Below are 26,998 nucleotides of genomic sequence, written 5' to 3' on the forward strand. Positions count from 1 at the left end.
ACAACTTTCAGAGCAGCTTGCTCAAGCCCTTGACGTCAAAGACCAGCGCCCCGCTCGGGCAAACGTCGACACACAGACCACAGCGCGTGCAGTCGGGTCCGATCGGGGTGGTCATGTCAGCGGCCCGACCCTTGATCACCACGTCGAGGACGTGTGGCACCAGGCAGACTTTGCGGCAATCACCTTCGTGAAAGCACTTGTCCAGCCGGTACTCGACGCGCACCGGCGAAATGGCGCCCACGATACCATAGGTCAGCCCGATCGGGCAGACGTAGCGGCACCAGGCGCGGCGCGAATAGACGACCTCGAAAACCAGGAGCAGCAGGACCCAGCCAAGCGCCAGCGACGGACCATAGATCAGCGCTCGCGACAGGATTCCGGTCGGCGAAATGGTTTCGAAAACGGTATAGCCGCTGACCGCCGCCAACAAGGCAAAGATCACCCAGAAAACCGTACGCGTGCCGCGATGGAATTCGTGCTCGCTGACCAGCTTCCTGCTCACCAGCTTCAGGTGCAGCCACTCGAACCATTCGGCGAGCAGATGGTAGGGACAGATCCAGGAGCAGAACGAACGCCCGCCAAGCAAGGCCCAGAGAACGAAGACCGTCGCCGTGCCGATGAACAGATTGACGATGATGTGCTTGTGCGCCAGCATCACCTGCAAGGCCGAATTGAGGTCGATGAGATGAAAACCGACGAAGCGCGAGGCGGTCAGCGCGCCCTCGAGAATCTGGATGTCGAGCCAGAACGAGAAAGTGAACAAGAGGTTGGCGAAAATCAGGACGGCCCAGCGCCGGTTACGCCATTTGTGGGTCACCAGTTCGTGGTCGCGGGCGTGCTGCTTGATGGCCTCGAAGTCGGCCTTGGTCATGCGCTTCAGGCTATGTACCTGTTTCGCTTCCGGCGTCACGACGGTCGGCTTTTGCGGTGCCGCACCGAACATCACCCGGATCTGTTCGAACTGGCTCATGACGCGCTCCACGGCTGGCGTGGATCGACGACGATCGCCGCCGCCGGTTCGACCGGGCAGATCATCTCGCAGACACCGCAACCGACACATTGCTCGAGCACCTCTGGCCGATACTGCTTGCTGCCGTCGGCAGCAACCGACTCACTCATCTGGATCGCATCCTTGATCGGACACTCGGTGACGCAGAGGTCGCAAAGCTCGCGCTCGTAGGGATGCTCACGCACCGGGACCGGCTGCCAGCGATCGATCGACACGTAGCGCAGGTGGCCGCGAAAGTCGGCACCACGCGCTTGCCCGCTGAAACCCTTGCCCTGCACTGCCAGGCAGGACTCCGGGCGCGCCAGACGGGCGACGCCGATCCGTTCGCGGAGATTAAGCGTCGGCTCGGGGTCGTCTTCCTTGGCCTTGAGCACCGGCGGCTGCGCCAGAGGCATGCCGGCACGAATGTTGAGCGCTGCCGGCTTGATGTAGGTCAGCGACCCGGTCGGACAGGCCAGAATGCACTGCACGGCGTCGCAGGAAAAATCGCATGCCTGGTCGCGAGCATCGATATAGGGCACGCCGACGCCAAAGCCATGGTCGATGTCGTCGAGTTTGATCGCCGCCACCGGGCAGACCTGCACACACTGCCCGCACTTGATGCACGAGGACAGGAAATCCTTTTCCTCGAGCGCGCCGGGCGGGCGCAGGCGCGAATTCCGCGCGCTCGCCACCGGGAGATAGCCAAGCATCGCCAGGCCGAGCACCCCGCCGATCATGAACGTCGAGCGAATGAACTTGCGCCGGTTGGCCTGCTTGCGGACCGGCGCCTTGGCGCGCGTGTTGATGACCACCGGCTTGGCTTCGCCAAGCGGCGGCAGCGCTGTGCCGTCAGCCGCCGCTTCTGTTTCCTTCTTGTCGTTCATTTGACAGACCTCTTGCTGGTCTCCTGGGGTTTGTTGAAAACCGGCGCTTCGTCGCGCAGCAACATCACCGGCGTCGAAAAAGGCGCCAGGCGCTCAAGGAAATCGAGCGTCTCCATCATCGGCGCGTTACGGAAGAAGCGCGCATAAGGCACCTCCATCCACAGCTGGTCGGTATAGGCGTAGAGCTCGTGCGGACGGTCGCCGACATCGTCCTGGTTGCGGTCGAAACCCTGATAGTCGTCCCAGTAGTTGCCGCGCCAGAGGTTGCGACTGGCGCTGCCGCTATCGCCCATGGCCACCTGGGTCAGGTTTCCCTCGAAAAAGTTGTTCTCGATGATGGTGCCTTTCTTGTCGGACAGGAAGCTGACCCCGATGCCGTTATAGGCGATGCGGTTGCCACGAATGGTGATCGTCGTGTCCGGCTCGAACGGCGACATGTCGAGGCCGACGCCGACCGCGCAGTAAAGGATCTCGTTACCCTCGACGAGGACGCTCGACGCTTCCTTGAAACCGACGGCCATGCCGGTCGGGCCATTGGCGTGCGAAAAAAGATTGTTGCGAATCGCTCCGCCCCCGGAATACATGACGTTGACGCCGACAGCGTTGTCGTAAAAGCGGTTGCCTTCGACAAGATTGTCGGCCGCAAACATGAAGTGAATCGAATAGCGACTGCGCCGTGCGACGTTGTTCAGATAGTGGTTTTCGTTCGAGTACCAGGCGACCATGTCGCGAGAATCTTCGATCAGATTGTCGGCAACCAGGTTGCGGTGGCTGTACCACAGGCGCAGGCTGTCACCGCGAGTGCCGAGATCGAAGGGCTTCGAGCGAATGCGGTTGCCGCGCAGGACATTATCATTCGACATTTTCAGATCGATGCCGAACAGGCAGTCGTCGATGTGCAGATTCTCGACGACATTGCGATCGCCGCGGACATTGAGACAGGCATCGTCCGAATCGTGCGAGACGCCGGAGTTGGTCAGCTGCAGATCGCGCAGGACGGCATCGTTGGCTTGCAGCACGAAGACCGTTCCCTTGCCACCGCCATCGATGCTCGCTTCGCCGCCGCCGTCGATGGTCAGGGGCTTGTTGACGACGACCGGGCCGGAGTACCTGCCCGGCTTGAGCTTGAGTACCGAGCCTGCAGGCGCTGCGTTGATCAGTTCCTGCAGGAACGGCAGAGCGCTGACCCGCGGCACGGTCGGGATCGGCGTTTGCTCGTTGAGCCCGCCCCAGCCGGCGACGGCCGGCTCGGCCATCCCGCCCAGGCGGCTATCGACCGGCTCATCGGCAAGCACGCGCCCGCTGCCAACGCTGCCCGTGCGGCGCAGCGCGGTCAACGCGTCCTCGGCGTCACCCGGCGAGGGAAGAACGACCAGAGCAAGCCCGCAAAGCACTCCGGCCGCAAGCATGCGGCGAGACATCGGCTACTCCGCGGTACCCTCGCGCATCTGTTTGCGCCGGATGAGCAGGGCCAGCAGGAGGCAGGCCATGACACCCAGCAGCAGCCCGTAGCCCCAGTACGGATAGGAGTAGGTCGAGAACTGCGCCACCTTGCCCTCGCCAAAAACAGTCGGCATGAAAGGCTTGACCGTGAAAGCACCCCAGGGGTGCATGTTATGGCCAAAGAACCATAGCCATCCGGCGTAGGTGATGACGAAAAAGACCGGCAGCAGGGCCGGAACCAGCGCCAGCAACAGCGAAAAGCCGCGCATGCCGGCGACACCGGCGAGCACCACCAGCATCGCCAGCAGCGTCCCGGCAATCACCACATGCGTGATCGTGGTGACATTTTCACCCCAGCCCTGGATCTTCTCGGGCTCGTTGAAAAAAGTTGCCGTTTCGCTGACATAGTGTGCGACATGCGCTTCCAGACCACCCATCACGTACTGGTCGACAATGATCCAGCCGGCGACCGCGGCAAAGCCGGCAGCAAGCACCAGCAGCCGCGGCTTGCGACGTGGCACCATGAAGCCGACGAGCATCACCGTAAAGAAGGCGAAGAAGAACTTGGCCAGCGGCTTCTCCACCGGCGCGCCGGTGGCGATCGGGAACATCCCCACGTAGTGGTTGATGGTGTTCATTTCGTGCACGCAGTCGAGACCCTCGGCACCCTTGTTGACGTCCCTGTTCTTGTCGGTAATCGGGTTGTAGCGCTCGTCGTCGTGGGCGAGCTCCTTCTGAATGATTTCGCTATCCATGCGCGTGCCCTTGCCGGCCGCCTTGCAGCCGTTATAGACACCATCGAAATGAAAGTGGATGCGAATGCCATCGGGGAAGGCATCGGCTGGATAGTTCGGCGCGGTCAGGGAGACCCACCAGATCGGCGCGAAGAAAGCGGCGATCATCAAGCCAGTGGCAACCGCGGTAAGCGCGGCGACGATGAAATTCTGCTTGCTTGGTGCTGCGGCTGACATGGTTCAGTCCTCGTTCAGAGCGTTTGGCGTCTGCAGAATATTATTCATTACTTATGCTTGCCGGGAACTAAAGCCCGCCGCAGAAACTGCGGGCGGGCTTTGACAGCGACAGAACGCGCTCGTTATTACTTGCGAATCGTGACGACTACTTCTTGGCCGTTTCCTTCGGCTTGCACATATTGCCCGGCATCACCAGGCTCGACTGATAGGCCGAAATGGCGACCAGCTGCTTGTCGTCGTACTTCTTGATGATCTTGACCATGTCCGGGTTGGCGTTGCGGCGGTGGCCGTCGCGAATCTCGGTCATCTGGCGCAGCAGATATTTGTAGTGCTGGCCGGCGATCACCGGGTAGAACTTGTCCTTGACGCCCTCGCCATTCGCGCCGTGACAGTCCTTGCATTCTTTCTCGTAGAGCGTCTTGCCGGTCGCCAACTGCACGGCGGCATCCGGACCCTCATATTTGCCGTGTTCGACCGGGATGCACAGCGATTCGATATAGATTGCGACGTCAGCCAGTTCCTGCGGGTCGATCAGGGTCGCGGCAAAGGGGTACATCGTCGGATTGTCACGCAGACCGGCACGGATATCGGCCATCTGCTTGATCAGCACGGTGGTGTGCTGGCCCGCCAACTGGGGAAAAGTGCCATCAGGACGGCCGGCTCCGGACGGCAGGTGGCAGGCGCCGCAGACCTCGTAACCCTCCTCGCCACGCACCTTGTCACCCTTGAGCTTCAAGGCCTCCATCTTTTCGCCTTCCTGGGCGTTCCACTGGTAGGTCTTGTCCTCGATGCCGTGCGCCTTGGGTGGTGGCGGACCAGCCTGCGCGGCACCTGCCGCGATCATCGCCAGCGAAACGGCCAGAATCAGTTTCTTCATTTCCTAACTCCCTCGTGTTTGAGAATCCACAGCTGTCAATCTAACAAGCATCCCGACGTTTGGCGTTGATACTCATCAAGTCAGGCGCGCGACACTCGGCTCGGTAGGCGCGCCCTGCCCACTACCTGCGCCTGCCGGCGACGACTTGCGGCCGACAAGAACTCAGGGCTTGAGCTTGGAGAGGTAATCGGCCAGCACCTTGATCTGCTCATCGCTGACCAGCGGCATCACGCCTTTCATCGCCGCCGAGTTGCCATTGGCACGCGCCCCGCTCTTGATGTCCAGCATCTGCTTCTCGAGATACTTGGCATTCTGTCCGGCGATCTTCGGGTAGTCGGGCATCAGCGTCTTGTTTCCCGCCGGGCCGTGACACGCAGCGCAGGTTTTCTCCGCATACACTTTGGCGCCATCTTCCGCCGCCAGTACCGGCGAGGCCGCCAGCGTCGCCATCGCTACTACAGCCATCAGCTTCTTCATGCTTATTCCTTTTTCATAAGAAAACGGGGAACAGAGTAACTCCGCTCCCCGCCGAGTTGCCTTGAGCCAGATCAATACGGCTTACTTGACCGGCTTGGCGCCGTTCTGCTCGAGATAGGTCTTGGCACGCAGGCCGAGGTCCGCTGCCTTGACCTGGTATTGCCAGATCTGCTCGGTCCACAGCGTGGCGTTGTTCCAGTCCTTTTCACCAGCAGCTGCGTCAGCTTTGGCTTTGGCATCCTTGATCTTGCCCAGCTGGTCGACCGCATCGTCCATCATCGCGACCACATCCGGGAAGTCCTTGTAGTTGACACCGGTGATGTAGCCGACGACCGAGTCGATCACCGCCTGCGTATCGACAACCTTCTTCAACTGCGCCTTGTAGTCGGCCTCGCTGTAGTTGGTGCCGGCAGTCATTGCGGTCTTGGTCGGCTTCCAGCCTTTCGGCTTGACCAGCAGGTAACCCTGCATCTCGAGGTGCAGCGCGGAGCAGAACTCCGTGCAGTAGTACGGATAGACGCCTTCCTTGTCAGCCTTGAACTTGACCTGGACCGTCTTGCCCGGCTCGATCGACGCATGCACGTTGTAGGTCGAGACGGCAAAGCCGTGCGTTTCGTCCTGCGCCCGCTCAAGGTTGGTCAGGTTGATCGTGATCTCGTCGCCAACTTCGGCCTCGATCGTTTCCGGCGTGATGTGCGAACGAATCAGCGTGCCGAAGACTTCGACCTTGTTGCCGGTACGAACGACTTTCTCCTCACCCGCGCGGACAGCACCGGCATGCTTCTTGTCGGTGCGACTATCGGTACCGACCTTGTAGCGAACACCAGGCTTCAGCTTGCTCGCCTCGATGGCCACCACGTAGTGCGGCTCACCCAGCGGCAGAGGCATGTCGTAGAGCAGCTGCATCTTGTCTTCGCTGATGTCGATCAACTGGTGATTCTGCGGATGCAGCGGACCAACCGGAGCAAAGCGGTCGATCGACAGCTTGTTCAGTGCCACCAGGTAGCGACCCTTGGGAGCCATGGAATCGCCTTCCATGGTCATCAGGTGGCCAATGTTGTAGTGCACGCTGATCTTGTCGAGGACCTTGCCTTCGCAGTAGTTCCACTTGGCGACCTGCGAGTCCACGTACAGCGAGGTGTAGGCCACGCAGGGCTTCGAGTCATACTGGGTATGCAGCGGGCCGAGGCCGAGCTGGACCTGCGTATGCAGCGCGTCCTGCATGTTGATCACCGGCAGGCCGTAGGGGTCCTTCGACTCGAACTTGCCGGCCTTGATCGCGGCCATGATCTTCTCGAAGGAGTACACCGAAACGTGCGTGTCGAGCTTGCCCGAAACGGTGATCAGCTTGCCGTCCGGAGTGACATCGACGCCGTGCGGCGATTTCGGTTCCGGAACCAGGAAGACGATGCCTTCCTTGATCGAAACATCCAGCGGCAATACGTTGTGGCCGTTGATCTTCTTGGCCTTGCCGGCAGCAACCAACTCGGCGGCTTTCTTCCAGTTGATCACGTGCATGTAGTCGGTATCTTTGGCTGAGCAACCCGCTTCATACGGGGGGCGACCTTTTTCGATACCGCCGACGTAACGCTCGGTACAGAAGGAGTTGGTAAACGACCAGCCGTCAGACGGCCCCTTGCCGGCATCCGACAGGTCCTGGCTGTACGGCGGCAACTCGATCGAGAAGGACAGCGCCGGATCGATGCGGCCTTCCTTGCGATCGAACTTCCAGTAGGTGACGCCACCACGGTATTTCTCGTTGAATTCCTCTAGTGGCTCGAATTTCTTGTTCGCCATCGGCGTCGCGTACTGCGCAGCTTCGATCACGTACTCGGTGTCGGGGGTGACGAAAGCGCCGCCGTGCTCGGACTTGTAGATCGGGTTGACGACGATCTGCTTGGTCTCGAAATCACGCAAGTCGATCACCGCCAGACGCGGGTTGGCCTTGTCGTTGATGAACAGGAACTGCCCGTCGTACTGGCCCTGCGTCTCCGACATCGCCGGGTGGTGAGTATCGCCCCAGGTGAGGTCCTTGCCATCGATCTTGCCTTGCGCAAGGACGGCCTTCGAGCTTTCGTCGAAGCCGTAGCCCTGCCAGGGTTCCGGCGTAAACACGCCAATATACTTGAGGATACGCATCGACGGCACGCCATAGACAATGACCTGTCCCGACTGGCCGCCGGACGAGAAGGCGATGAACTCATCGCGTTTTCCGGTCGGCACATAGGTCTTGGCTGCGGCCAGCAGGTCCTGCTGTGAAAGGCTCCGACGCTTCATCACGTCCTGTAGTGATTCGGCAGCATAGCTGCTGCCTGAAGCTGCGCAGGCGAGTCCTGCGACCAGCAGCAGCGACGCGACTTGCTTCATGCGAAATTCCATTCTGTCTCTCCCTTTGAACAATTTGGGTTTTGGTTTCCCGTCCCTATCGCCAAGCGACATGGCGCCACTGCGGCAATATGCCGCACATTGTGCGCACAAGCGGTGCGCGATAATTTGAGCTGCATCAATTTTGGCCGAGCCGCGCCTTTGCACAATGGCGGGCTTGCAATTTCGCTGCGCTGCGCGTGCTCACCAAGGCCCCGCCGCCCTTGCCGCCCCAAAAGACGAGACAGCTGTGTGACCGACCTGCCGCAGACCGCCACCGAACCAGCATTTCTCCGATGACCAAGAAGCTGTTGCTCGACGCCACAATTCTGCTCGGCCTCGCCGTGCTCGGCGTCATTGGCTACAAGCTGGCACCCTTGCTCAGCCCGAAGGCTGATATCGAGCTACCGCTATCAGCTTGCAATCTGAACCAGCAGTCGTGCACCGCCGCTCTGCCTGACGGCGGTCAGCTCGAGTTCTCGATCGAACCAAGACCTGTCCCGGCGCTGAAGCCCCTGCAGTTGCAGGCGTCGGTCAGGGGTAGCGAGGTGCGCAGAGTCGAGGTCGATTTCGCCGGTACCGAAATGAAAATGGGCTATAACCGGCCGCAACTGGTGAGCGAGCCGAACAATAGCCAGCACTTCGTGGGAGTGGCCAGCCTGCCGGTATGCATCACCGGGAGCATGGAGTGGGATGCGACCGTGCTGGTCGATACCGGAAAGGCTCTGGTGGCGGTGCCCTTCCGCTTCCAGACCGGTAACTGAAGCTGGCGCGCATGAAAACCCGCTTGCTGTTGATCGCCCTGATCGTCGTGCTGAGTAGCACGCTGATCTTCCTGATCGCCTTCTGGGAACCGCTGCCGCCAGCGACCATCGCCGCTGCTCCGCCGCCCGCCCGCCTGGCGGCCGCGGCCAAGCCAGCGGGAGGAAACTTCACACTCCAGGGACCACAAGGGCCAGTCACACTCGCCGACTATCGCGGCAAAGTCGTCGTGCTCTACTTCGGTTATACCTATTGCCCCGATGTCTGCCCGACCTCGCTGGCGCTGATCGCGCAGGCCCTGTCCGGGCTCGAAACCACAGAGCAGCAGCAGGTACAAGCCTTGTTCATCTCGGTCGACCCGCTACGCGATAGCGCTGAGCGCCTGCAGGAATACGCGCCTTTCTTTCACCCGACCCTGATCGGCCTGAGCGGCGCGCCACAGGAGATCGCCCGCGTCGCCGCGCAGTATGGCGCCAGTTATCAGGCGCAGCCGCCGAATGCGCAGGGGCAGTACAGTGTCGACCACTCGTCGGCGACCTACCTGATTGATACGCAGGGGAAACTGGCGCTGACCCTGGCGCACGCCTCGACCCCCGCACAGCTCCTTGCCGCCATCCGCCAACACCTGGCGGCGCCCGTTGCCGCCAGGTGAGGCCAACAACATCCCACTCGATCAGTTACCGACAGGAGAACTCCCCGCCATGCGTTTGCATCCCGCCCTCGTCATCCTTGCCGCGGCACTCACACTACCCTTGCCCACCCTGGGCAGTGAAACCGATCTGACCATCGCCGATGCGCCTATGTGCGCATGGTGCCGCCGGGAACGCCCAACACCGCCGCCTTCATGACCATCAGCAACAGCGGCAGCAGCGACCGCAAGCTGCTCCAGGCAGAAAGCCCGGTCGCCAGGAAAGCTGAGTTGCACACCCATCTCAATGACCAGGGCATGATGCGCATGCGCCAGGTTGCGGACATCGAGATCAAGGCCGGAGCGCAGACCGAACTCAAGCCCGGCGGCTACCACGTGATGCTCCTTGACCTCCAGCAGCCACTCAAAGAAGGCGACAGCGTAACCCTCACCCTGCGCTTCGACGACGGCAGCACAAAAGAGATCGACGCCGCGGTCAAAAAGCCACAGACGGTCATGAAAGCCCCGACCCCTGCCACAGCACGGCGCGATGAAGCACTGAGCAAAAAACACCTGCTGCGGCCGCTGGAAAGCACCAGGAGCCATGCCGCAGCTATCGCCGAACGCCGTAAATCCGGGACTTCCTGCGCCAGCAAGCAGGCTTCTGCAAAGCCGAAACATCCATCCGCTGTGCCGTGAAGATCTCCTGCGCAGCAACCCAGCGCTGAGTCTCCGCCTGATAGACGCCTGCGATCTGCGCAAACAACTTTTGAATGCGATTCATGGTGACTTACTCCTCTATCGGGATCGGTTGATCGAATTCGCTGCAGCTGGAGCAAGAATACCGAAAGACTGTACGTTTGTACAGCCTTTTGTGCGGCAAGCGCTGATGGCTTCGTTCTGCGAAGGCACGGTAGAAAGCCGCTCTGACGATCCCCCGTGCTCCAACTGCCGGAATCCGTGGGCAGTGGCCGCCGCCTGGTAGTAGCGCGCGATCGTCGCGTCATCCGGCAGCGGGCTCGTCGCCTCCAGCCAGTTCTGCGCGGCGGCGATCTCTCGCACGCGCGCAGCCTGTCGGACTGCCAAAAGAAGATGGTTTTAATGGATTCACCTCACAGGCTACATATCAGCCGGTGAAGTCGATGCGGTCCTCGTTTTTGAGCAGAGGGTAGTCGGCCGAGTTGTCGAGCGCTTGGGAATCCTCGCGGATCCTTCCCTTCAACGAGCGCAAATCTCCACTTGGGTGGGGGTAGTCCGCTCCCAGCACCCGCGCTTTTCCGCTTCTATGCGCCTACTCCGCCGAAACTCTCCGATGTAAATACCCTGTTTCATGTTGACCTTGCCCGTCTCAGTATCACGGTAATACACATACCCGCTCAAGGTGACCGGCGTAGAAGCACTCTGAAGAACGAGTCTGTAGGTCGGTGGAAGCCCTGGCTTGTCTGGCGCTGAAATCTGGAAGCTGCCGTTTGCATAGAGAGGACGGAACTCGCATGCGTATTCGGGGCCGTCGTCCGTCGTTGAACACACGGCTGGCTTCGCTTCGGCACCCTTCGGTGTACACCACAGAAGTGCGATGAGAATGAAACAACTCCAACTCCTGGTCTGCGGCGCTTGCGTCGTTTCATGTCGTTGGGGAATACGCATCGTGTCGAATCCCGGTTATGGATAATCGGCCGCGGTGATTTTGATGGCGCAGAGTATCCTCGCGCAGGTCCAGGCCCACAGACAGGCCGGCCTGCGTGACTCACTATGGACGCACGGACGCTATCCGGCGATCAGCTGCAGCAAGCCCCATGTCTTCAGACCGACCACGCCATCGGCCGGCAGCCCCTTGCGCGTCTGAAAGTCCATGACTGCATTCTTGGTGTTGTCGCCGAAGTCGCCGTCCACGAGAACCCGGAAGCCTGCCGCGACCAAGACGTTCTGAAGTTCCTCAACCTCTTCACCCTTGTCGCCAGGACGAACGGTTGAGTGCCCTGCCGTCGGTGTGTTGTCGTCGATCCAGATCGCCTTTGCCTTCGCGAGGTAGCGCTTTCTTTCTGCGAGCCCGTTCTCGCCACCATTGATCGTCCTGGTTACGGCGACCACATCATCGCGATCCGCCAAACGGTTGATGTTCCTTCGCCGCCAGTAGGAGATGGCGGACAGCAAGGCCCACGGGAATTCTTCCAGCTTGACAGGGTCGGCCTCGAAATCCGGAGCATCCGGCACGATCTTGCGGATGTCGTCTCTCGCCAGTTGATAGTTCGTCCGTCCCGTTGTCTGGATCAATCCTCTCCCGCGATAGCGAGGCCCATCACCGGCATGGATATTTCCGAGAATTTTTCGTCCCTCGTAGGCTTTGCCGGAAGCGAACTCAAGCGTCACCCCGAAGTGAGCGCTCTCGTGCGCGAGCTGCGCCATGAAATGACAAAGGCGGAGCGGCGTATTGATTCCTCCATCCGTGATGAGTTGCTGGTTATCCACGATGCCCTGATGATCCGCGGCGCGGCGGTTCGCGACATCTCCGTTATATTGACTGCGACGATTTCCATTGTTCTTCCTCTCTGACTCTATGAGACTGTTTCAGGAAACGCACGACAACTTCACCCCTGATTTTCCACGCCTTGAGGCGCCGTAGGACGCGGGTGGGCCCCTCGAACGTGATGCAGATATCGAGATTAACGTTTTAACGCCCACCAGATTGAGTTCTCGGTGGCAGCGGCAAGCGACGATGGCGAGCGGCATGTGCATATCAGTCGCGTCCTGCTCCGAGTGATTTAGCGATCGCCTTTGCGGTGAGCGTATTATCGTTCGCGCCATGCCGTTACTCCATTGAACCAGCCAGTCGCGTCGCCCCCGGGCTTCGCGTCGGCTCGATTACCTTCGACCGTTGGCGATGCCGGTGGTGCGGTCCCCCATTTCTTCCTGATCAAAGTGCACAGCTTCACAACGTCATGCCGCCCAGGTTCCGGCGTGTTGCCTTCCGACGTCCCGGGGGGCTCGCGCAAGGCGCTGGTGCCAATGTTATAGCCGAGCGAAGCAAGCTTTTGAACTGCGTTTTGTCGAACCACTGGTCGGCCGTCGTCTGGTGCGGGAAACTCGGGGCCGTCTGTCAATAGTTCAACACGTCGGCGAGTTCCCTGCCGGTGAGCGACGGCTTGATGTAGACTAAGGTTCCATCCGCAGCCAAAGTTCCGAGAAAAATCGCCCCGAAGAACGAAGAAATAATATTTGCGAGATGGTGGCCGGCTCGGGGCCGATGCCATCAGCAGGCTTGTGGGCGCCGTGGGTCTTGCCCAGAGTGTGGCCGCCGGCAATCAACGCGAGGGTCTCCTCGTCATTCATGCCCATACGGCCAAAGGTATCCCGGATGTCGTGCGCGGCGGCAACCGGATCACCATGGTGACCTGTGGGGCCCTCCGGATTCACGTAGATCAGGCCCATCTGCACAGCGGCCAACGGATTATCGAGATCACGCTTGCCCCTGTAACGCTTGTCATCAGCAAGCCACTTGGTCTCGGCGCCCCAGTACACATGGTCGGCTTCCCAATCGTCAAGACGGCCACCGGCGAATCCGAAGGTCTTGAAGCCTGCCTTTTCCAGCGCAACGTTGCCAGAAAGGACCATCAGGTCACCCCATGACACGCTGCGCCCATATTTTTTCTTGATCGACCACAGCAAGCGACGCGCCTTGTCGGGACTGGCGTTGTCTGGCCAGCTGTTCAACGGCTCGAAGCGCTGCTGACCACCGTCGGCGCCGCCGCGGCCATCCTGGGTACGGTAGGTGCCAGCACTGTGCCAAGCCATGCGGATAAACAAACCGGCATAGGTGCCCCGGTCAGCCGGCCACCAGGCCTGTGAGGTGGTCATCTCCTTCGCGATGTCTTCTTTCAGCGCTTTGATATCGACACCGGCGAAGGCCTTGGCTTAATCAAAATTATCGCCCATCGGGTTCGATTCGGCGGCATGCGCGCGTAGCGGACTTAGATCCAGCCGGTTCGGCCACCAGAAATCCTTGCTGGTTGCTTGCATCTCGGCGTGTACCGGATCCATCAACAGGATGGGTGTGGTTGCAACTGCGAATGTCACAAGCAATGCTACTGATTTTCCTGTTTTCATAGGTATCTACATATGTTCCTCGGCGCTCACGAAACCTGACCCTTTTTCGCTCACTGGAACGGATCCAGGAGATGCGCGGGAGTCTGCGATCTGCACGATGTCGGCAGTGATCGAACGAAGTGTGGCAGCGGCTCGGCGACACGCTCCGTCCGATGCAGATCTTTTCTTTTTTGGGGTGATGGATGCGCTTGGCGCGTGCGGCAGGAAAGCCTCGGAGCTGGGTCAAGGGCAGGCTGCGGCTTTTTGCAGCCTGGCGAAGCCTCCCTTGACGCAGCGGAGGGGCACGAGACTGAGGGGTGGCAGTAAGCGCGGCAGTATCGGGCTTACTGCCATGGAGACCGGTACTCGTGTGTGTGTCGAACTCGCCCCGATCGCCGCTTCAGCCACTGACCATCGTGACCCTCCCGGCGCACGCTCTGGGCGCGAGTGGGCGAGTGGGCGAGTGGGCGAGCGGGCGAGCAGGTCGGCGGCCGGCGAGCGCGTAAATGCACGCGCCGTCGCGCCTTCAGGACGCTGAGGACTCGTCCGTTGGGGCGATGTTCCTCGACGCCGAGCGTTTAGCCGCCGCTGTCGAGGCCTCGGTCGCGATCGTCGCAGCGCTTTCAGGTTCACTGCGCAGAGAAGGTCCGCTCAAGCGCAGAATGATGCAACGGTGCTGAAGTCGGTCGAGCAGCGCATCGACGAGCGGCTTCTTCTGAAACAACTCGTACCAGTCGGGCAGATCGAGATTCGTAGAAATCATCGTTGACAGCCCCAGGCTATAGCGCTGATCCATCAGGCGGAAGAACGCGTTGACCTGTTCCGGTTTCAGATTGAGGTAGCCCAGCTCATCGATGGCGATCAGCGGCATGCGGCACAACTGGTTGAGAAGCCCCACCGTCGAGCGGTCGGCGAGCGAAGCATACAAGGCATCGAGCAAAGCCTGCGCGTTGTAGAAGCGCGCGCGATAACCGTTCAGACACGCCTCGCGGAGCAGTCCCACCGCGATCCCGGACTTGCCGGTCCCTGGCGGACCGATCAACAACACGTTCTCGCCCCGGCGCAGGAATTCCAGTCCGGCCAGCGTCATCACCTGCGCCTTGTTCACGCTCGGCTGACGCGCGAAAGGAAAGGACTGCAACGTCCACGGCCAAGGCAAATGCGCCTGGCTCAGGCGATAAGCGAGACTCTTCTCTCGCCGTGCCGCGTCCTCCGCGCTGAACAAACGAAAGAGCGCCTCCGGAACCGGCGTCCCCTGCCGCTCGGCCCGGTCGAGTTCCTCATCGAGCACTGCCGCCATCCCCGACCAACGCATCTGCGCGATCAAGGCTTTCAAACGCTCACGCATCGTCGTCACCCCGGTCCAGATTGAAGAAATCCCCCGCCACCTGCTGCAGGATCATGTGCTCCAGACGACCCAGGTCGAACAGCCCGAACTGCAGCGCCTGCGCCACCGCCGCCAGCAAAGGCCCCTTCGGATAGGTCCGCTTGAAGTCCAGCAAGCGACGCAGGGGCCGTACCCCCCGGCCATGCGCCTGCCGGACCAGCGCCGCCACGTACGCATCGAGCAGCGGATCGTGCCCCTGCAACAAAGCCGCCTCGCGCGGCGGCGTGCGCGGCCGGGGCTGCGGTGTCGGGTGATGCCCGGGCAGCTTCTGCTTCGCATCGCGCACGCCGAGCAGACGGGCATGCACGGCGAGCAGCTGCTCACCCCGGCAGACCCGCAGCTCGGTCGCATACAGATAGACGCTCAGCGCCTTGCCCACCCAGCGTTCGGGCACCGAATAGCGATTCGTCTCAATCGACACGAAACCTTGCAGATCGACCACCCGCTCGACGACCTGATAGACCGGCGGCAGCACCGCCGGCAGCGGCTGCAGACAAGGCTTCTCCACGACGTAGGCGGCGCTCGGCGCCACGCCCAGCGCCCGCTTCGGTTTGGCGTTGGCCACGTTCTCGCACCAGGCCAGCACCTGCTCGTTCAGGTCGGCGAAATCGCGAAACGTCCGCCCGGCCAGGAAATTGCCTTCGATCCAGGAAAAAGGTCTTTCAATCCTCCCCTTGCGATCGGGATTGTTCACCGGGTGCGCACGGAAAGCGAAACCCAGTGTGCGTGCCAGGGCCACCACCTCGGGTGCGAACACGGCCTCGTCGCCGGCTCCGGCGACGACAATCACGCTGGTATTGTCGATGACGCAGGTCGCACAGCTGCCGGCCATGAAACGGACGGCATCGAGCAGGAACTGCTTGGCCTCGAAACGCGTGAAACGCGCAAAGTACTGAACGAAGAGCCGCCGCGAATACGCCAGGATCAGTGACGCGCATTGCGCCGTCAGCGGCTTGCCGGCCAGGATCACGCGATGCGGCGAGGTATCGTGCTGCATCTCCTGGCCCGGGGCGAAGTAATACGCGCCGGCACGTTTCGGCGGGGTGCGCAGATCGGCTTCCCGGATCCAGCGGGTCAGCGTGCTGTAGCCCGGACGAAGGCCCATTTCTGCCGCCAGCATCTCCTGGATGCGGGCCCCATTGCCGCGCGCGCGCTCGAAGGCCGAGGGCAGCCAAAGCCGAACCGGCGCCGGACAGCTGGGTTCACGCGTGCCGGCCGCTGGCATACCGGGCGGGGAAGCCGCCGGAGAACGCAGGATGCGGCGAAGGGTGTTACGCGACAGCTTCAACAGCCGGCTGATCTCGCGTAACGCCAGACCTTGCTGATGCAGCGTCTGGACGGCTTGACGAATCTCGGGCGATTTCATCGGGGAAAACCTTCCTCAGGTGGCACTGGAGAAACGCCAGCGCCGGTTGCAAGGCGCCGACCGCGGCGGTGACGGCGGGCGGCAGGTCCGCTGGCGAGGGCGCCAGGGCGGACAAACGTCGAGCCAGGCGGGCGCTGACCGCGTCGAGAATGCGGATGTCGGCCAGCACCTCGCCTTCCGGACCCTCGCGCAGGCGATCGGCGTTCTTCTCGTCGGCCTTGGCGGTCAGCGAATTGAGCAACAATTGCGGGGCCTCGACCATCCGCTCGCGCACGGTCCGGGAAGCGCCTTGATACTGCGCGAACCAGGTCACCAGCTGCCGTGTGGTCAGCGGCGCCGTGCGCAAACTCTCCAGTAGCCGTTCGGCGTGGGCGCTGTTGGCGCGCGCCAACGGGCCGAGAATCCGGACCGCCGCCCAGGTGGAGACCTTTCCCTGGCGTACCGCCGTCAACACCGCATCCGAGAGGACCGTCACGAGTTGCAGGCGGCGACTGACCCAGCTCACGTCGCGACCGCAGCGGCGGGCGATTTCATGCTGGCTCAGGGGGGCGCTGGCGATCAGTTCGCGCAGCAGCAGCGCTTCTTCGATCGGCGCAAACGCGCGGCTGCGGGTTCGTGCCAACACGCCCAGCAGGCCTTGCACCGGATCGCCGTCCCAGCATTCGACCTCGGCCGTATCCTTGCCGAGTTGCCGTAACGCGGCGACGCGTCGATAGCCGTCGAGCAGGATCGCCGAGTTTCCCTCGCCGGCCACCGCGATGCACGGGACGAGCTGGCCATTGAGCGCGATCGACTGGGCCAGATGCGTGATCGCCGCCGTATCCAGCACCCGAAGCTCGGCGTAGCGCAACTCCAGGCGGTGCAAATCCAGAGTCTGGGCCGTAGCGGCCGTGTGATCCATGCGCTTGACCTCCTATGGCATCCAGCCTAGCAAGGCGGCCACCGCAAGGCGATCGAGTCCTCTCTTTGCAAGCCGCGGCAGGGGTTTCATGGCGAGGCGCAACCGGCTGAAATAACGGTGATTTCGACCATCCACGCGTCCATCTTTGCAAACGACGCGTCCACCACCGGCGACAAACGATAAGTGCCTGATGGCAAAGCAATTCCCGCCTTTGACGCGTCCATCTTTGCAACGCCGGTCGGGGCGGGCGCACGTTCCCGCTGCCGGGCCCGATTGCGTGCGACGTACTCCGGATGCTGATCTCGATACGTGCGCCAGTAGTCGGGGTGACGCTCCACCCAGGCCTTCTGCGCACGCTTCTGGTTCTCGCGATAGTCGGGATCGCTCTGGCGCTTGGCCGCCTGCCAACGCCGCCGTCGTTCGCGCTGGCAGGCGGCGGCGGAACAAAAGCATTGGTCGGGATTCTGCGGACGCGGCCGGAACGGCTGACGACACGCCTCGCACTGTCGGAATTCCATGACGGTTTCTCCCCACACGACGTCGTGCGGGAAGAATGGGCCTGTGCCGTGCTTCCTGTCGCGGTGCCGGAGATCTGGCGAGGCTTGAGCGCAACCTGGCGGCGGGCGAACTGGGCGGACGCGGCGAGCTTGGCGAAGGGGGCTTCAGCGCGCGATCAGCAGAGCGGGCAACCGGGCTTCCGCCCGCTGACGCATGCCCAACCGGCGTGGCCTACCGACCGAGCGTGGGGGACTACGAAGTTCGGTTCCCGGGAATCGCTGCGGACCTCAACCAGGGCTCACTGGGTCACGCTTGATGGGTCAGCTTTGGTGAGCAAGAGCGGGTCAGTTCCGGGGAGCGTCAAGGATATGTTCAACAAAAGCGATTGCACATCGCATTTAACAGATGAGTATCACAGATAATCGAGCAGACTGGGATAAATACCATACTCCATCGAGCCGGCCAAGTAAAACCATTCCTCTCAGCGGAGCAGAAATGCATAGACATGGGCAGAGATTTAATGATGTCCCGTTTTAGTGCATAACTGTTCCGTAAAATATTGTTTATAAGATGTACTTGCACGACGCGCCGAAGATGCCATGGTGATGGCATGGCTTGCCAATTATCTTTTTGGGGTAGACCAAACACTCGTGTCATCAGCCGTCATTTGAGCCGCTCGTCCGCTACCGACAATTCCCCACACGGGAAACGATTCCCTGTGTGGGGAACGTGCTGCCGCCGACGAAATCAGCCTAGATCAAAGCGGTCAGCGTTCATGACCTTCGCCCAAGCTGCTACAAAGTCCCGCACAAACTTCTCCTTGTTATCATCTTGCGCATAAACCTCAACATAGGCACGAAGGACCGAGTTCGAGCCGAAGACGAGATCGACGCGGGTCGCCGTCCACCGGACCGCACCAGTCTTGCGGTCGCAAATTTCATAAAGGTTCTTGCCTGCAGGCTTCCACGTGTAGGCCATATCCGTCAGGTTGACGAAGAAGTCGTTGGTCAGAACACCTTCGCGATCGGTGAACGCGCCGTGCTTGCTGCCACCGTAATTGGTGCCCAGAACACGCATGCCGCCGACCAGTGCTGTCATCTCATGGGCCGTCAGACCCATCAATTGCGTGCGGTCGAGCAGCAATTCCTCGGCGCTGACAACATAGTCTCTCTTCAGCCAGTTGCGGTAACCGTCAGCGACGGGTTCCAGCACCTCGAATGACTCGATATCGGTCATGTCCTGCGTAGCATCGCCGCGGCCCGGAGCGAAAGGCACGGTAACGTTCAAGCCGGCAGCCTTGGCCGCCTGCTCGACACCGACATTACCCGCCAACACGATGACATCGGCCACGGCGGCGCCGGTCTGCGACGCAATGCTTTCCAGCACGGCCAGCACCCTGGCCAGACGCTCTGGTTCGTTGCCTTCCCAGTCCTTTTGCGGCACCAAGCGAATGCGGGCACCGTTGGCACCACCACGTTTGTCCGAACCACGGAAGGTGCGAGCGCTGTCCCAGGCAGTAGACACCATTTCACCGATGGCGAGGCCGCTGGCCGCGATCTTCGCCTTGACCGCCGCCACATCATAGTCCTTGCGGCCTGCGGGCACCGGATCTTGCCAGATCAGGTCTCCCTGCGGAACATCCGGGCCGATGTAGCGTGACTTCGGGCCCATATCGCGGTGGGTCAGCTTGAACCAGGCTCGCGCAAAAACTTCCGAGAAGTAATCCGGATCCTTGTAGAAGCGCTCGGAAATCTTCCGATACTCCGGATCCATTTTCATGGCCATATCGGCGTCGGTCATGATCGGTGTGCAGCGGATCGCGGGGTCTTCAACATCAAGCGGCTTGTCTTCTTCCCTGATGTTGATGGGTTCCCACTGCCAGGCACCGGCCGGACTCTTCTTCAGTTCCCAGTCATGGTTGAGCAGCAGGGTAAAGTAGCCGTTGTCCCACTTGGTGGGGTGGGTCGTCCAGGCACCTTCGATACCGCTGGTGACGGTGTTGCGACCAATCCCTCTGCCAGTATGGTTGATCCAGCCTAGACCCTGATCCTCGACATCGGCTGCCTCAGGAGCGGGGCCCAACTGATTGGCATCGCCATTGCCGTGCGATTTGCCTACCGTGTGACCACCCGCAGTCAAGGCAACGGTTTCCTCGTCGTTCATCGCCATGCGTGCGAAGGTTACGCGCACATCGCGGGCCGTCTTGAGCGGGTCGGGTTTGCCGTCAACGCCTTCCGGGTTGACATAGATCAGCCCCATCATCACGGCAGCCAGAGGGTTTTCCAGATCGCGCTCGCCGGAGTAGCGGCTGTTGACGCTTCCACTCGGAGCCAGCCATTCCTTTTCGGAACCCCAGTAGGTGTCCTTTTCAGGATGCCAGATATCTTCGCGGCCAAAACCGAAACCGAAGATCTTCAGACCCATCGACTCGTAGGCCATGCTGCCGGCGAGGATGATCAGGTCCGCCCAACTGAGTTTGTTGCCGTATTTCTTCTTGATCGGCCACAGCAGACGACGTGCCTTATCGAGGTTCACGTTGTCTGGCCATGAATTCAGTGGTGCGAAGCGCTGATTACCCTTGCCGCCACCGCCACGGCCATCCGCCGTGCGGTAAGTGCCGGCAGAGTGCCAAGCCATGCGGATCATCAGGCCGCCGTAGTGTCCCCAGTCCGCAGGCCACCAATCCTGGCTGTCGGTCATCAGGGTTTTGAGGTCTTTCTTCAGCGCTTCGATGTCAAGCTTCCTGACCTCTTCTCGATAATCAAAAGACTCACCCATCGGATTGGTCTTTGTATCGTGCTGGTGCAAGATGTCGAGGTTCAGGGCTTTCGGCCACCACTCCATATTGGACGTACCAATCGATGTCGCACCGCCGTGCATCACCGGACATTGCCCGCCATTTTTCGTTTGATTTCCATCCATAGCCATTTTCTTTCTCCTGCTGTGCGAGGTTGAGAAGGACCAACACCCTTATCCTAGGAGACCCTGCTTGATGTTGCCAATTGATTGAAGCAATTCTGTCCATAGCATGCAGCTATCCGCGCAACTATCCGCCTTGATTGTCGGACGGGCTTGCTCTTGAACACGCATCGAACGCCGCCAGATCGGCAGCCGCTGCCAGCGGATGATGCCAGCGCGAGGCCCAGAAGTGGAAGATGCCGGCGTCGAAACGCACGCGCTGTGCAAAAAAACCCTGCGCCGATGACCAGCGCCTCGCACCACACAGCGTCGACGACTGGCGACTGATCATCAATGACATCTTCGTAGCGCAGGACTACACCAAAGGGTGTCAGGCCGCCGAAGGCCTCGACTTCCGGTGGCAAAGAGCAAAGCGCGTTGCGCAGTAATTCGGACAGCATTACCAGGCTGTGGGTACGCGGGTACGGTAGCTCGCACCCGGACAGCACCGTTTTGATGCCTTTTTTTCAACTGCCTGCTGAGCATGAAAGCCGAGTACCCAGGCGGGAGCATCCGGATCATCGCGCAGTCGACGCAGGACATAGAGATCGCCCTTGGCGCGAGCCAACAGCGCCAGAGCGTGCTCAATGTTCACGCAACGCATTCATGAACCAGCCCTTCCCGTGACGCGCGCCAGGCCAGCGTGTTGACCATGGTCTTCTGGCGCTCGAAATGAGCCGCGCTCACCACCACCACATCGGCTGGAATAAGCCTTCGCCCGAGCAAAGCGGACAGCCGCGCCATTTCCGTGAACCGGTCAGGCACCACCGGTTCCACCACCAGCAGGTCGAGGTCGCTGTCGACGTCCGCATCACCGCGCGCGCACGAACCAAACACGATCAGCCGGGTGCCAACCGGTACGGCGTGCGCCAGGCAAGCCAACGCCTCATCAATCAGGCTCAAGCCTTACCTCTTTCCTGGTCATTACAAGTCATGGAATTCATCCGACTCACCATTCATTGTTTCGAGCCGAGCGTCGGTGTCTTACCTTCCAACGGCAGCCCGCGCGCCAGGTTTGCAGCGGCCTGCTGCCAACGGCATTGTGCGACTAACGGTCATGCCGCGAGGGGAGATTCGTGAGTCGCTGGCGCGACTTTCACATTAAGCGTCCGGCGCTGCTGTGACCGCAGCATACAGACGTCAACGAATATTACGATCGGTTCTGAAAATGCGGCAGGTTCTCGTCATTCGAATGTCGCGGCAACGAAACGGCCTGCCAGTGTCCGACCCGAAGCTGGCCGATGAATCCATCCCTCGCAGTGGCCGCCTGTCCGATCACACCCACCAGTAACGCACGATGTGAAAGAAGATCGGCGCCGAAAAGCTGATCGAATCGACACGGTCGAGCATGCCGCCATGCCCTTCGATGAGCGTGCCCCAGTCCTTCACACCGCGGTCGCGCTTGATGGCCGAGAGCACGAAGCCGCCGAAGAAGCCGACGACGTTGATGGTCAGCGCCACCAGCGCCGCCTGCCAGACGTTGAAAGGCGTCAGCCAGTACAGGGCGGCACCGAGGACGGTCGAGGTGAGCAGGCCACCGACCAGGCCTTCGAGGGTCTTCGACGGTGAGATCGCCGGTGCCAGCTTGCGTTTACCAAAGAGCTTGCCGCACACGTACTGAAACACGTCGCTCGACTGCACGGTGAGCACCAGGAAGATGATCAGCTGCGCGTTGCGGCCATCGAAGCCGGGAATCTCCAGCGTCAGCAGCGCCGGCACGTGCGAAATGCAATACACGCAGATCATCAGCCCCCATTGCACCTTGGCGGCACGCTCGAGAAAGCGCTCGGCGTCGCTGCACAGCGTCGCCGAGATCGGCAGCAGCAGGAAGGCATAGACCGGGATCAGGATGCTGAACAGTCCGTACCAGTCGATGGCGATGAGCACGTACTGGGCGGGCAGGAAGAAGAAGAAACACCACATCAGGGCGTGGTGGTCGCCGCGCCGGGTATGGGTGAGCGAGATGTACTCGCGCAGCGCCTGGAAGGAGATCAGCCCGAAGAGGACGATGATGCCGCCCTCGCCGATCCAGAAGGCCACCGCCAGTACGCCCACCATCCACCACCAGGCGTTGATGCGCGCGTTGAGGTTGTCGATGACCGCGCCCGAGGCATCGGGCGCCAGCCGCCACTTGAGTACGGCAGCAATGCCGCTGGCGACAGCCAGGGCGGCGAAAACCGCAGCAAAGACATTGAACACGGTGTGATCGGGGCTCATCGCGGGTCCTGGGTCAGTTCGCCGGCGGGGCGAGGTCGAGCAGCGCGTGGCGGGCGCGGTCAAGGAATTCGCCCTTGCTTTCGCCCGGTGTCAGCGTCAGAGGTGCGCCAAAAGTCAGCGTGCAGAGAAGCGGCACCGGCACTATCGCCCCCTTGGGCATCACCCGGCCGAGGTTCTCGATCCACGCCGGCACAAACTCCACCGGCGGCATCGCTTGCGCGAGATGGAAAATCCCGCTCTTGAAGGGGAGCAGCGCCTCGCCAAGATTGCGCGTGCCCTCGGGAAACAAAATCAGGGAGCTGCCGGCCTGTAGCGCGGCGGCCATCTGCGCGACCGGATCAGGGCCTTCCCGCCCAGGCCGGCGATCCACCAGCACGGCGTGGAAGACCTTGTTGATCAGCCAGCTCTTGAAGCGGCTATCGAGCCAGTAGTCCGCCCCGGCGACCGGGCGCGTCTGACGGCGCAACTCGGCCGGCAACGCCGCCCAGATCAAGACGAAATCGCCATGGCTGCGGTGGTTGGCAAAATACACGCGCAGCTTCGCTTCGGGCTCGCAGTTCTGCCACAGCGGGCGCACGCCGGTGAGCAGCTTGGCAAAGTTGCACAACAGCAGGCCAAACAGTTTTTCGATCATCGTTCGTCGCTTCGCAAAAAAGTGCAGTCAGGCAGTCAGGGCCAGAGGGCAATGACGGTAAAGCCCAGTTGCAGGGCAGCGCAGGCAGTCTGCCAGATCAGCAGCCGGATGGCGCCGCGTCGCCGTTCGGCGAGATCCGCTGCGACGGAAGCGACCGCGGGCCTCTGTCGACCGACACGCACATCGAACGCCGCCAGATCGGCAGCCGCTGCCAGCGGATGATGCCAGCGCGAGGCCCAGAAGTGGAAGATGCCGGCGTCGAAGCGCACGCGCTGTGCAAAAACCCCCTGCGCCGCGGCCATCACGACCGTGCCGACGAGCGCCGGCGAATGCACGGCATGCCCCAGCAGCCAGACAAGGGCCGTCATCAACAGCGTCATGCCGCTCACCCAGGCCAGGGTCCGGCCGCTGTCGAGCAGACCGGCGGTGACGGCAGCATCGGCGGCCAGGTGGGGCGTGAGCGCATCGTCAGTGGGCATCGATCAACTCCTTGAGCAGCGTCAAGTGTGCCTCGGAAAACACGACCTGTGGTCGCGCCGCCCTGATCCGGGCGATCGCCGCATCGACCGAAACGCAGCGGCCGCTTTGCAGCAGCCAGGCGGCGACGCTGAGCGCGCTGCGCGAATAGCCCAGCGCGCAGCACACCAGGACCCGCTCGCCGTTGGCCACGGCGGTGTCCACTGTCGCTGCGGCATGGCGCAAGGTCGCCAGGGACGGCAAGGTCAGATCGAGCATCGGTACGCTGTACGCGCGCGCCGCCCCGCGTGGGGTATCGAATTCGGCAGTGACATCGACGACGGCATCGAAGCGCTCCCGGGCCAGTTCGGCGGCAGTCGGCAGGCGACCCAGCCAGAGCCTATCGGCGACCCGATCGGGCTCGGGTTTTCGCCAGGTCCATAGCCGGCTGTTGATCCATGCCCCCAGCCGGTACGGCGCCAGCAGCCAGCGCACGGCGACGCTCTGTCGGCCGTCGTGCTTCTGAAAGCCGCCGGGGCCGGCCCAGGCATAGTTGGCCGCCACCAGTGCCAAGGCCGTCGCCGGCCACGCGGCCAGCAGCGCCCAGCCGCCCTGCACCGCCATCAGCAGGCAGATCATGGCGCCGCAAAAATAGCCCAGGCTCAGGCGCGGTCGCCTGCCCTCCCCCTTGCCAGGCGGTAACAGCGGCGGCCTACCCAGGTCGGGCCACAGCCACAGGCACAGCAGCCCCGCCAGCAGGCCGGTGGGCAGGTCAAAGAAATGGTGTTGCCAGGTGGTCAGCACCGAGGCCGCCACCAGCAGCGCCCATCCATTCCAGACCATGCGGCGGCCGGGCGAAGCGCGGCGCACGAGCACCCACCAGATGATCACCAATAGACTGATGTGCAGCGACGGCGCCTGGTTGTAGGGCAGATCGAAGCCGGCGAGGGCATCGAAAAGCGTGCCGAAAACACCGTCGGCGGCGGGTTTCTCGCCCGAAAAGCGCAAGGGGAAGAGCACGAAGCAGGTCACCGAGATGAGTTGCGCGCTGAGCAGGCGCAGGCCGTGGTGATTAACTTCGCGCGGCGTGCGACAGGCCAGGAAGGACAAGCCGTACATCAGGTCGATGGACCAGTAGGGCACGATGGTCCAGGGCAGGAAGGGGATCGCCTGCTCCCAGCCGAAGACGATGCTCGCGCTCACTCCGCGGCTGGCTGCCAGCTGGTTGGTCCAGCCGTAGCTCAGGAAGAACAGCGGCGCCAGCAGCAGCAACCAGGCGACGCTGTGCTGCCAGCGGATCGGCCCGATCGGAGCGGAGCCGATGCTGTTCATGCCGCCTTGCGACGCGCGATCGAGACGGTGAAGATGCCCCATTCATCGATGCGTTGCCCGATTTTCTCGAAGCCCGCTTCGCGCACCAGCTGGTCCATTTCCGCTTGCGTGCGCCGGCGCATCACCCAGGCCTCACCCTGGCGATGGCTGGTCAGCGCGCGGGCGATCATCTCCAGTTGCGGATGCCAGGGCTGGCCAGTGTAGATCAAATAACCGCCCGCCTCCACCGCCCTCGCCATGCCGCCCAGAGAAGCACGGACCAGGTCGTTGGACGGGAACAGCTCGTACAGGCCGGAGACGATGCCGATCGTGGTGCCTGGCTGCGCGCCGGCCACCGACTCGGCATCGAAGGCGTCACCCTCTTCGAAGCGAGCGATGCCGGCCAGGTTCTTCTCCGCGATCAGGCGGCGACCGTCGCGCACGTTGATGGTCGAGTAGTCGCGCAGCAGCACGCTTTCCGGAGCTGTGCCTTCGGCCATCAGCGCGTCGAGCACATAGCGGCCGTGGCCGGCGGCAATGTCGAGCACGCGCACCGCTGCGCCGTCAGCACGCAAGCGGGCCATGGCGTCGCGGATCAGCTCCTCGAGATGCAGCTTGCGCTGGCGAATGCCGCGCCAGCCGATGGCGTCGAGGTAGTTGCGGTCCACCATGCGGCCGATGAAGCCCGCGCCCCCGGCCTCGTTGCGATACACGTAGTCGAGCGTGCTGCCCGAATCGAAACCGGTGCGATGCCCCAAGGACACGCCGTCCGACACCATGCCGGCCCAGCGCAGGCTTTTGCGGTACGTCGTCCACCACCAGCCCTTGAAGCTTCCTTCGGGTAGCGGAGCGGCCAGCGTCTGCGCCTCGTCGAAAGTGGTCCCGGCCTTGTCGGCATCGTTCAGGTCCAGCGTCGGCGCGGGGCTGTCGAACTGGCGCAGAATGAAGCCGCGCACCAGCCCGATCGCCCGCTCCCGATCGGCTTCGCCCAGAGTGTCGTGGAAGAAACCCTCAAGCACATGCTTTTCCTTCACCGTGCTGCCGAGGCGATCAAAGAAATCGTGCTGGGGCTGATCATGCACCACCCAGTCCGCGCCCGAGATCAGCACCTGCGTCGGGAGGGTGATCGCGGCCGCATCGGCCACCACGCGCTCGGCAGCCTCGTACAGGGCGAGCAGGATATGCACCGAAATGGCGCGCGTGATCAGCGGGTCGGCAGCAAAGCTGGCCTGCCGCGCAGGATCATGGGTCAGAAATTTCGCCTTCACATAACTGTTGACGAAGAAATTGCCGCGCAGCCGCTGCAGCAGACGCAGTCCCGGCCGCGCGAAAGGCACGTAGAGTTTCACCTTGAAAGCCGGCGAGGCGAGCACCAGCGCGCGGACCTGCGGCGCGTAGTCGTGCGCCCAGGTCGCGATCGTCACCGCACCCACGCTCTGGGCCAGCACCACCACCTCCTGCGGCGCCACGCCATGGGCGTTGCGAAGATGATCGACAAAAGTCTGCACATCGCGCACCGAGGCTCCAAAGCTCGGCGAGAAACCGCGCTCGCCAGGCGAGCGGCCATGCCCGCGGGCATCCCAGGCAAAGACGTCAAAATCGGGAAGATCCAGTTCATCCACCAGATGTGCCATGCGCCCGGAATGCTCATGACCGCGATGGAACATCACCACCGTGCCCCGGCGCGTGCCGCTGGCCGGCCAGTGGCGGTAGAACAGCTCGACCCCGTCGTCGGTCGCAAAATGGCTTTCGGTCACCGCACGTTCGTTCAGTCGATGCATGGAATTCAT

General features: G+C 62.0%; 25 protein-coding genes and 1 pseudogene. 3 read left to right on the forward strand and 23 right to left on the reverse strand.

All coding sequences use genetic code 11. From position 1 onward, the window contains the following. Positions 1-7: 7 nt before the first annotated feature. The 7 genes from V5B40_RS05535 to nosZ all read right to left on the reverse strand — a co-directional run bounded on the left by V5B40_RS05535 (position 8) and on the right by nosZ (position 8,022). Positions 8-970 carry a NapH/MauN family ferredoxin-type protein gene (locus tag V5B40_RS05535; RefSeq protein WP_332353588.1) on the reverse strand — a complete coding sequence of 321 codons (963 nt, stop codon included), beginning with the start codon at positions 968-970 and terminating at the stop codon, positions 8-10. After that, complete coding sequence (locus V5B40_RS05540) at positions 967-1,875, reverse strand: 4Fe-4S dicluster domain-containing protein (protein ID WP_332353589.1); 909 nt, start codon at positions 1,873-1,875, stop codon at positions 967-969. The genes V5B40_RS05535 and V5B40_RS05540 overlap by 4 nt, the downstream gene beginning before the upstream one ends. Then, positions 1,872-3,296: a nitrous oxide reductase family maturation protein NosD gene (gene nosD, locus V5B40_RS05545; protein ID WP_332353590.1), complete on the reverse strand. Its 1,425-nt coding sequence runs from the start codon at positions 3,294-3,296 to the stop codon at positions 1,872-1,874. The genes V5B40_RS05540 and nosD overlap by 4 nt, the downstream gene beginning before the upstream one ends. Positions 3,297-3,299: 3 nt before the next feature. Next, entirely contained in the window at positions 3,300-4,289 is a 990-nt protein-coding gene (locus tag V5B40_RS05550; RefSeq protein ID WP_332353591.1) for a hypothetical protein, read from the reverse strand. 145 nt (positions 4,290-4,434) lie between these two features. Beyond that, positions 4,435-5,166 (reverse strand): c-type cytochrome, encoded by a 732-nt coding sequence (locus V5B40_RS05555; RefSeq protein WP_332353592.1) that lies wholly within the window; start codon positions 5,164-5,166, stop codon positions 4,435-4,437. A gap of 162 nt (positions 5,167-5,328) precedes the next feature. Further along, on the reverse strand, positions 5,329-5,643 hold the full coding sequence (locus tag V5B40_RS05560; protein WP_332353593.1) for a c-type cytochrome: 315 nt from the start codon (positions 5,641-5,643) through the stop codon (positions 5,329-5,331). Positions 5,644-5,724: 81 nt separating this feature from the next. Then, positions 5,725-8,022, reverse strand: a complete 2,298-nt coding sequence (gene nosZ / locus V5B40_RS05565; RefSeq protein WP_434735833.1) for a Sec-dependent nitrous-oxide reductase — start codon at positions 8,020-8,022, stop codon at positions 5,725-5,727. 281 nt (positions 8,023-8,303) lie between these two features. Here nosZ and V5B40_RS05570 point away from each other — a divergent pair, with 281 nt between their 5' ends. From V5B40_RS05570 to V5B40_RS05580, 3 genes are all read left to right on the forward strand, one after another. Continuing rightward, positions 8,304-8,771, forward strand: a complete 468-nt coding sequence (locus V5B40_RS05570; protein ID WP_332353595.1) for a hypothetical protein — start codon at positions 8,304-8,306, stop codon at positions 8,769-8,771. 11 nt (positions 8,772-8,782) lie between these two features. Further along, complete coding sequence (locus tag V5B40_RS05575) at positions 8,783-9,421, forward strand: SCO family protein (protein WP_332353596.1); 639 nt, start codon at positions 8,783-8,785, stop codon at positions 9,419-9,421. 192 nt (positions 9,422-9,613) lie between these two features. Beyond that, on the forward strand, positions 9,614-10,096 hold the full coding sequence (locus V5B40_RS05580) for a copper chaperone PCu(A)C (protein ID WP_332353716.1): 483 nt from the start codon (positions 9,614-9,616) through the stop codon (positions 10,094-10,096). A 99-nt stretch (positions 10,097-10,195) separates the two neighbouring features. On the opposite strand, the gene V5B40_RS05585 is transcribed toward V5B40_RS05580, so the two are convergent. The 16 genes and pseudogenes from V5B40_RS05585 to V5B40_RS05660 all read right to left on the reverse strand — a co-directional run bounded on the left by V5B40_RS05585 (position 10,196) and on the right by V5B40_RS05660 (position 26,989). Beyond that, entirely contained in the window at positions 10,196-10,459 is a 264-nt protein-coding gene (locus V5B40_RS05585) for a hypothetical protein (RefSeq protein WP_332353597.1), read from the reverse strand. A 705-nt stretch (positions 10,460-11,164) separates the two neighbouring features. Continuing rightward, positions 11,165-11,866: a peptidoglycan-binding protein gene (locus V5B40_RS05590; RefSeq protein WP_332353598.1), complete on the reverse strand. Its 702-nt coding sequence runs from the start codon at positions 11,864-11,866 to the stop codon at positions 11,165-11,167. Between the two features lie 759 nt (positions 11,867-12,625). Then, positions 12,626-13,501, reverse strand: a pseudogene (locus V5B40_RS05595) (peroxidase family protein); the annotation flags it as partial. A gap of 505 nt (positions 13,502-14,006) precedes the next feature. Next, complete coding sequence (gene istB, locus V5B40_RS05600) at positions 14,007-14,828, reverse strand: IS21-like element helper ATPase IstB (RefSeq protein ID WP_332353599.1); 822 nt, start codon at positions 14,826-14,828, stop codon at positions 14,007-14,009. Next, entirely contained in the window at positions 14,821-16,233 is a 1,413-nt protein-coding gene (locus tag V5B40_RS05605) for a Mu transposase domain-containing protein (protein ID WP_332353600.1), read from the reverse strand. Before V5B40_RS05605 ends, istB begins: the two co-directional genes overlap by 8 nt. Next, positions 16,139-17,134 (reverse strand): ParB/RepB/Spo0J family partition protein, encoded by a 996-nt coding sequence (locus V5B40_RS05610; RefSeq protein WP_332353601.1) that lies wholly within the window; start codon positions 17,132-17,134, stop codon positions 16,139-16,141. Before V5B40_RS05610 ends, V5B40_RS05605 begins: the two co-directional genes overlap by 95 nt. A gap of 86 nt (positions 17,135-17,220) precedes the next feature. Beyond that, positions 17,221-17,652: a hypothetical protein gene (locus V5B40_RS05615; protein ID WP_332353602.1), complete on the reverse strand. Its 432-nt coding sequence runs from the start codon at positions 17,650-17,652 to the stop codon at positions 17,221-17,223. Positions 17,653-18,379: 727 nt separating this feature from the next. Continuing rightward, the gene (gene katG / locus V5B40_RS05620; RefSeq protein ID WP_332353717.1) at positions 18,380-20,554 is read right to left on the reverse strand and encodes a catalase/peroxidase HPI; all 2,175 of its coding nucleotides are present in this window, start codon (positions 20,552-20,554) and stop codon (positions 18,380-18,382) included. Positions 20,555-20,678: 124 nt separating this feature from the next. Further along, on the reverse strand, positions 20,679-20,882 hold the full coding sequence (locus V5B40_RS05625) for a hypothetical protein (protein WP_332353603.1): 204 nt from the start codon (positions 20,880-20,882) through the stop codon (positions 20,679-20,681). Between the two features lie 108 nt (positions 20,883-20,990). Beyond that, positions 20,991-21,185 carry a hypothetical protein gene (locus V5B40_RS05630; protein ID WP_332353604.1) on the reverse strand — a complete coding sequence of 65 codons (195 nt, stop codon included), beginning with the start codon at positions 21,183-21,185 and terminating at the stop codon, positions 20,991-20,993. Beyond that, positions 21,182-21,493, reverse strand: a complete 312-nt coding sequence (locus V5B40_RS05635; protein ID WP_332353605.1) for a nucleotidyltransferase domain-containing protein — start codon at positions 21,491-21,493, stop codon at positions 21,182-21,184. The genes V5B40_RS05630 and V5B40_RS05635 overlap by 4 nt, the downstream gene beginning before the upstream one ends. A gap of 372 nt (positions 21,494-21,865) precedes the next feature. Beyond that, a complete protein-coding gene (locus V5B40_RS05640; RefSeq protein ID WP_332353606.1) occupies positions 21,866-22,807 on the reverse strand; it encodes a phosphatidate cytidylyltransferase in 942 nt (313 codons plus the stop codon). A gap of 13 nt (positions 22,808-22,820) precedes the next feature. Then, on the reverse strand, positions 22,821-23,441 hold the full coding sequence (locus V5B40_RS05645) for a lysophospholipid acyltransferase family protein (RefSeq protein ID WP_332353607.1): 621 nt from the start codon (positions 23,439-23,441) through the stop codon (positions 22,821-22,823). Between the two features lie 35 nt (positions 23,442-23,476). Continuing rightward, entirely contained in the window at positions 23,477-23,920 is a 444-nt protein-coding gene (locus V5B40_RS05650) for a hypothetical protein (protein ID WP_332353608.1), read from the reverse strand. Next, entirely contained in the window at positions 23,910-25,229 is a 1,320-nt protein-coding gene (locus V5B40_RS05655; RefSeq protein WP_332353609.1) for a dual specificity protein phosphatase family protein, read from the reverse strand. The genes V5B40_RS05650 and V5B40_RS05655 overlap by 11 nt, the downstream gene beginning before the upstream one ends. Beyond that, complete coding sequence (locus V5B40_RS05660) at positions 25,226-26,989, reverse strand: bifunctional alpha/beta hydrolase/class I SAM-dependent methyltransferase (protein WP_332353610.1); 1,764 nt, start codon at positions 26,987-26,989, stop codon at positions 25,226-25,228. The genes V5B40_RS05655 and V5B40_RS05660 overlap by 4 nt, the downstream gene beginning before the upstream one ends. Positions 26,990-26,998: the final 9 nt, after the last annotated feature.

It is taken from the genome of Candidatus Accumulibacter meliphilus (genome assembly GCF_036625345.1).
In the GTDB taxonomy this organism is placed as follows: Bacteria; Pseudomonadota; Gammaproteobacteria; order Burkholderiales; family Rhodocyclaceae; genus Accumulibacter; species Accumulibacter meliphilus.

Excerpts from the sequence above, each read along its gene's own strand:
- V5B40_RS05535 (WP_332353588.1), bottom strand. The coding sequence starts at position 970 with ATGAGCCAGTTCGAACAGATCCGGGTGATGTTCGGTGCGGCACCGCAA.
- V5B40_RS05540 (WP_332353589.1), bottom strand. The coding sequence starts at position 1,875 with ATGAACGACAAGAAGGAAACAGAAGCGGCGGCTGACGGCACAGCGCTG.
- nosD (WP_332353590.1), bottom strand. The coding sequence starts at position 3,296 with ATGTCTCGCCGCATGCTTGCGGCCGGAGTGCTTTGCGGGCTTGCTCTG.
- V5B40_RS05550 (WP_332353591.1), bottom strand. The coding sequence starts at position 4,289 with ATGTCAGCCGCAGCACCAAGCAAGCAGAATTTCATCGTCGCCGCGCTT.
- V5B40_RS05555 (WP_332353592.1), bottom strand. The coding sequence starts at position 5,166 with ATGAAGAAACTGATTCTGGCCGTTTCGCTGGCGATGATCGCGGCAGGT.
- V5B40_RS05560 (WP_332353593.1), bottom strand. The coding sequence starts at position 5,643 with ATGAAGAAGCTGATGGCTGTAGTAGCGATGGCGACGCTGGCGGCCTCG.
- nosZ (WP_434735833.1), bottom strand. The coding sequence starts at position 8,022 with ATGGAATTTCGCATGAAGCAAGTCGCGTCGCTGCTGCTGGTCGCAGGA.
- V5B40_RS05570 (WP_332353595.1), top strand. The coding sequence starts at position 8,304 with ATGACCAAGAAGCTGTTGCTCGACGCCACAATTCTGCTCGGCCTCGCC.
- V5B40_RS05575 (WP_332353596.1), top strand. The coding sequence starts at position 8,783 with ATGAAAACCCGCTTGCTGTTGATCGCCCTGATCGTCGTGCTGAGTAGC.
- V5B40_RS05580 (WP_332353716.1), top strand. The coding sequence starts at position 9,614 with ATGACCATCAGCAACAGCGGCAGCAGCGACCGCAAGCTGCTCCAGGCA.
- istB (WP_332353599.1), bottom strand. The coding sequence starts at position 14,828 with ATGCGTGAGCGTTTGAAAGCCTTGATCGCGCAGATGCGTTGGTCGGGG.
- V5B40_RS05605 (WP_332353600.1), bottom strand. The coding sequence starts at position 16,233 with ATGAAATCGCCCGAGATTCGTCAAGCCGTCCAGACGCTGCATCAGCAA.
- V5B40_RS05610 (WP_332353601.1), bottom strand. The coding sequence starts at position 17,134 with ATGGATCACACGGCCGCTACGGCCCAGACTCTGGATTTGCACCGCCTG.
- V5B40_RS05615 (WP_332353602.1), bottom strand. The coding sequence starts at position 17,652 with ATGGAATTCCGACAGTGCGAGGCGTGTCGTCAGCCGTTCCGGCCGCGT.
- katG (WP_332353717.1), bottom strand. The coding sequence starts at position 20,554 with ATGGATGGAAATCAAACGAAAAATGGCGGGCAATGTCCGGTGATGCAC.
- V5B40_RS05625 (WP_332353603.1), bottom strand. The coding sequence starts at position 20,882 with ATGATCAGTCGCCAGTCGTCGACGCTGTGTGGTGCGAGGCGCTGGTCA.
- V5B40_RS05640 (WP_332353606.1), bottom strand. The coding sequence starts at position 22,807 with ATGAGCCCCGATCACACCGTGTTCAATGTCTTTGCTGCGGTTTTCGCC.
- V5B40_RS05645 (WP_332353607.1), bottom strand. The coding sequence starts at position 23,441 with ATGATCGAAAAACTGTTTGGCCTGCTGTTGTGCAACTTTGCCAAGCTG.
- V5B40_RS05650 (WP_332353608.1), bottom strand. The coding sequence starts at position 23,920 with ATGCCCACTGACGATGCGCTCACGCCCCACCTGGCCGCCGATGCTGCC.
- V5B40_RS05655 (WP_332353609.1), bottom strand. The coding sequence starts at position 25,229 with ATGAACAGCATCGGCTCCGCTCCGATCGGGCCGATCCGCTGGCAGCAC.
- V5B40_RS05660 (WP_332353610.1), bottom strand. The coding sequence starts at position 26,989 with ATGCATCGACTGAACGAACGTGCGGTGACCGAAAGCCATTTTGCGACC.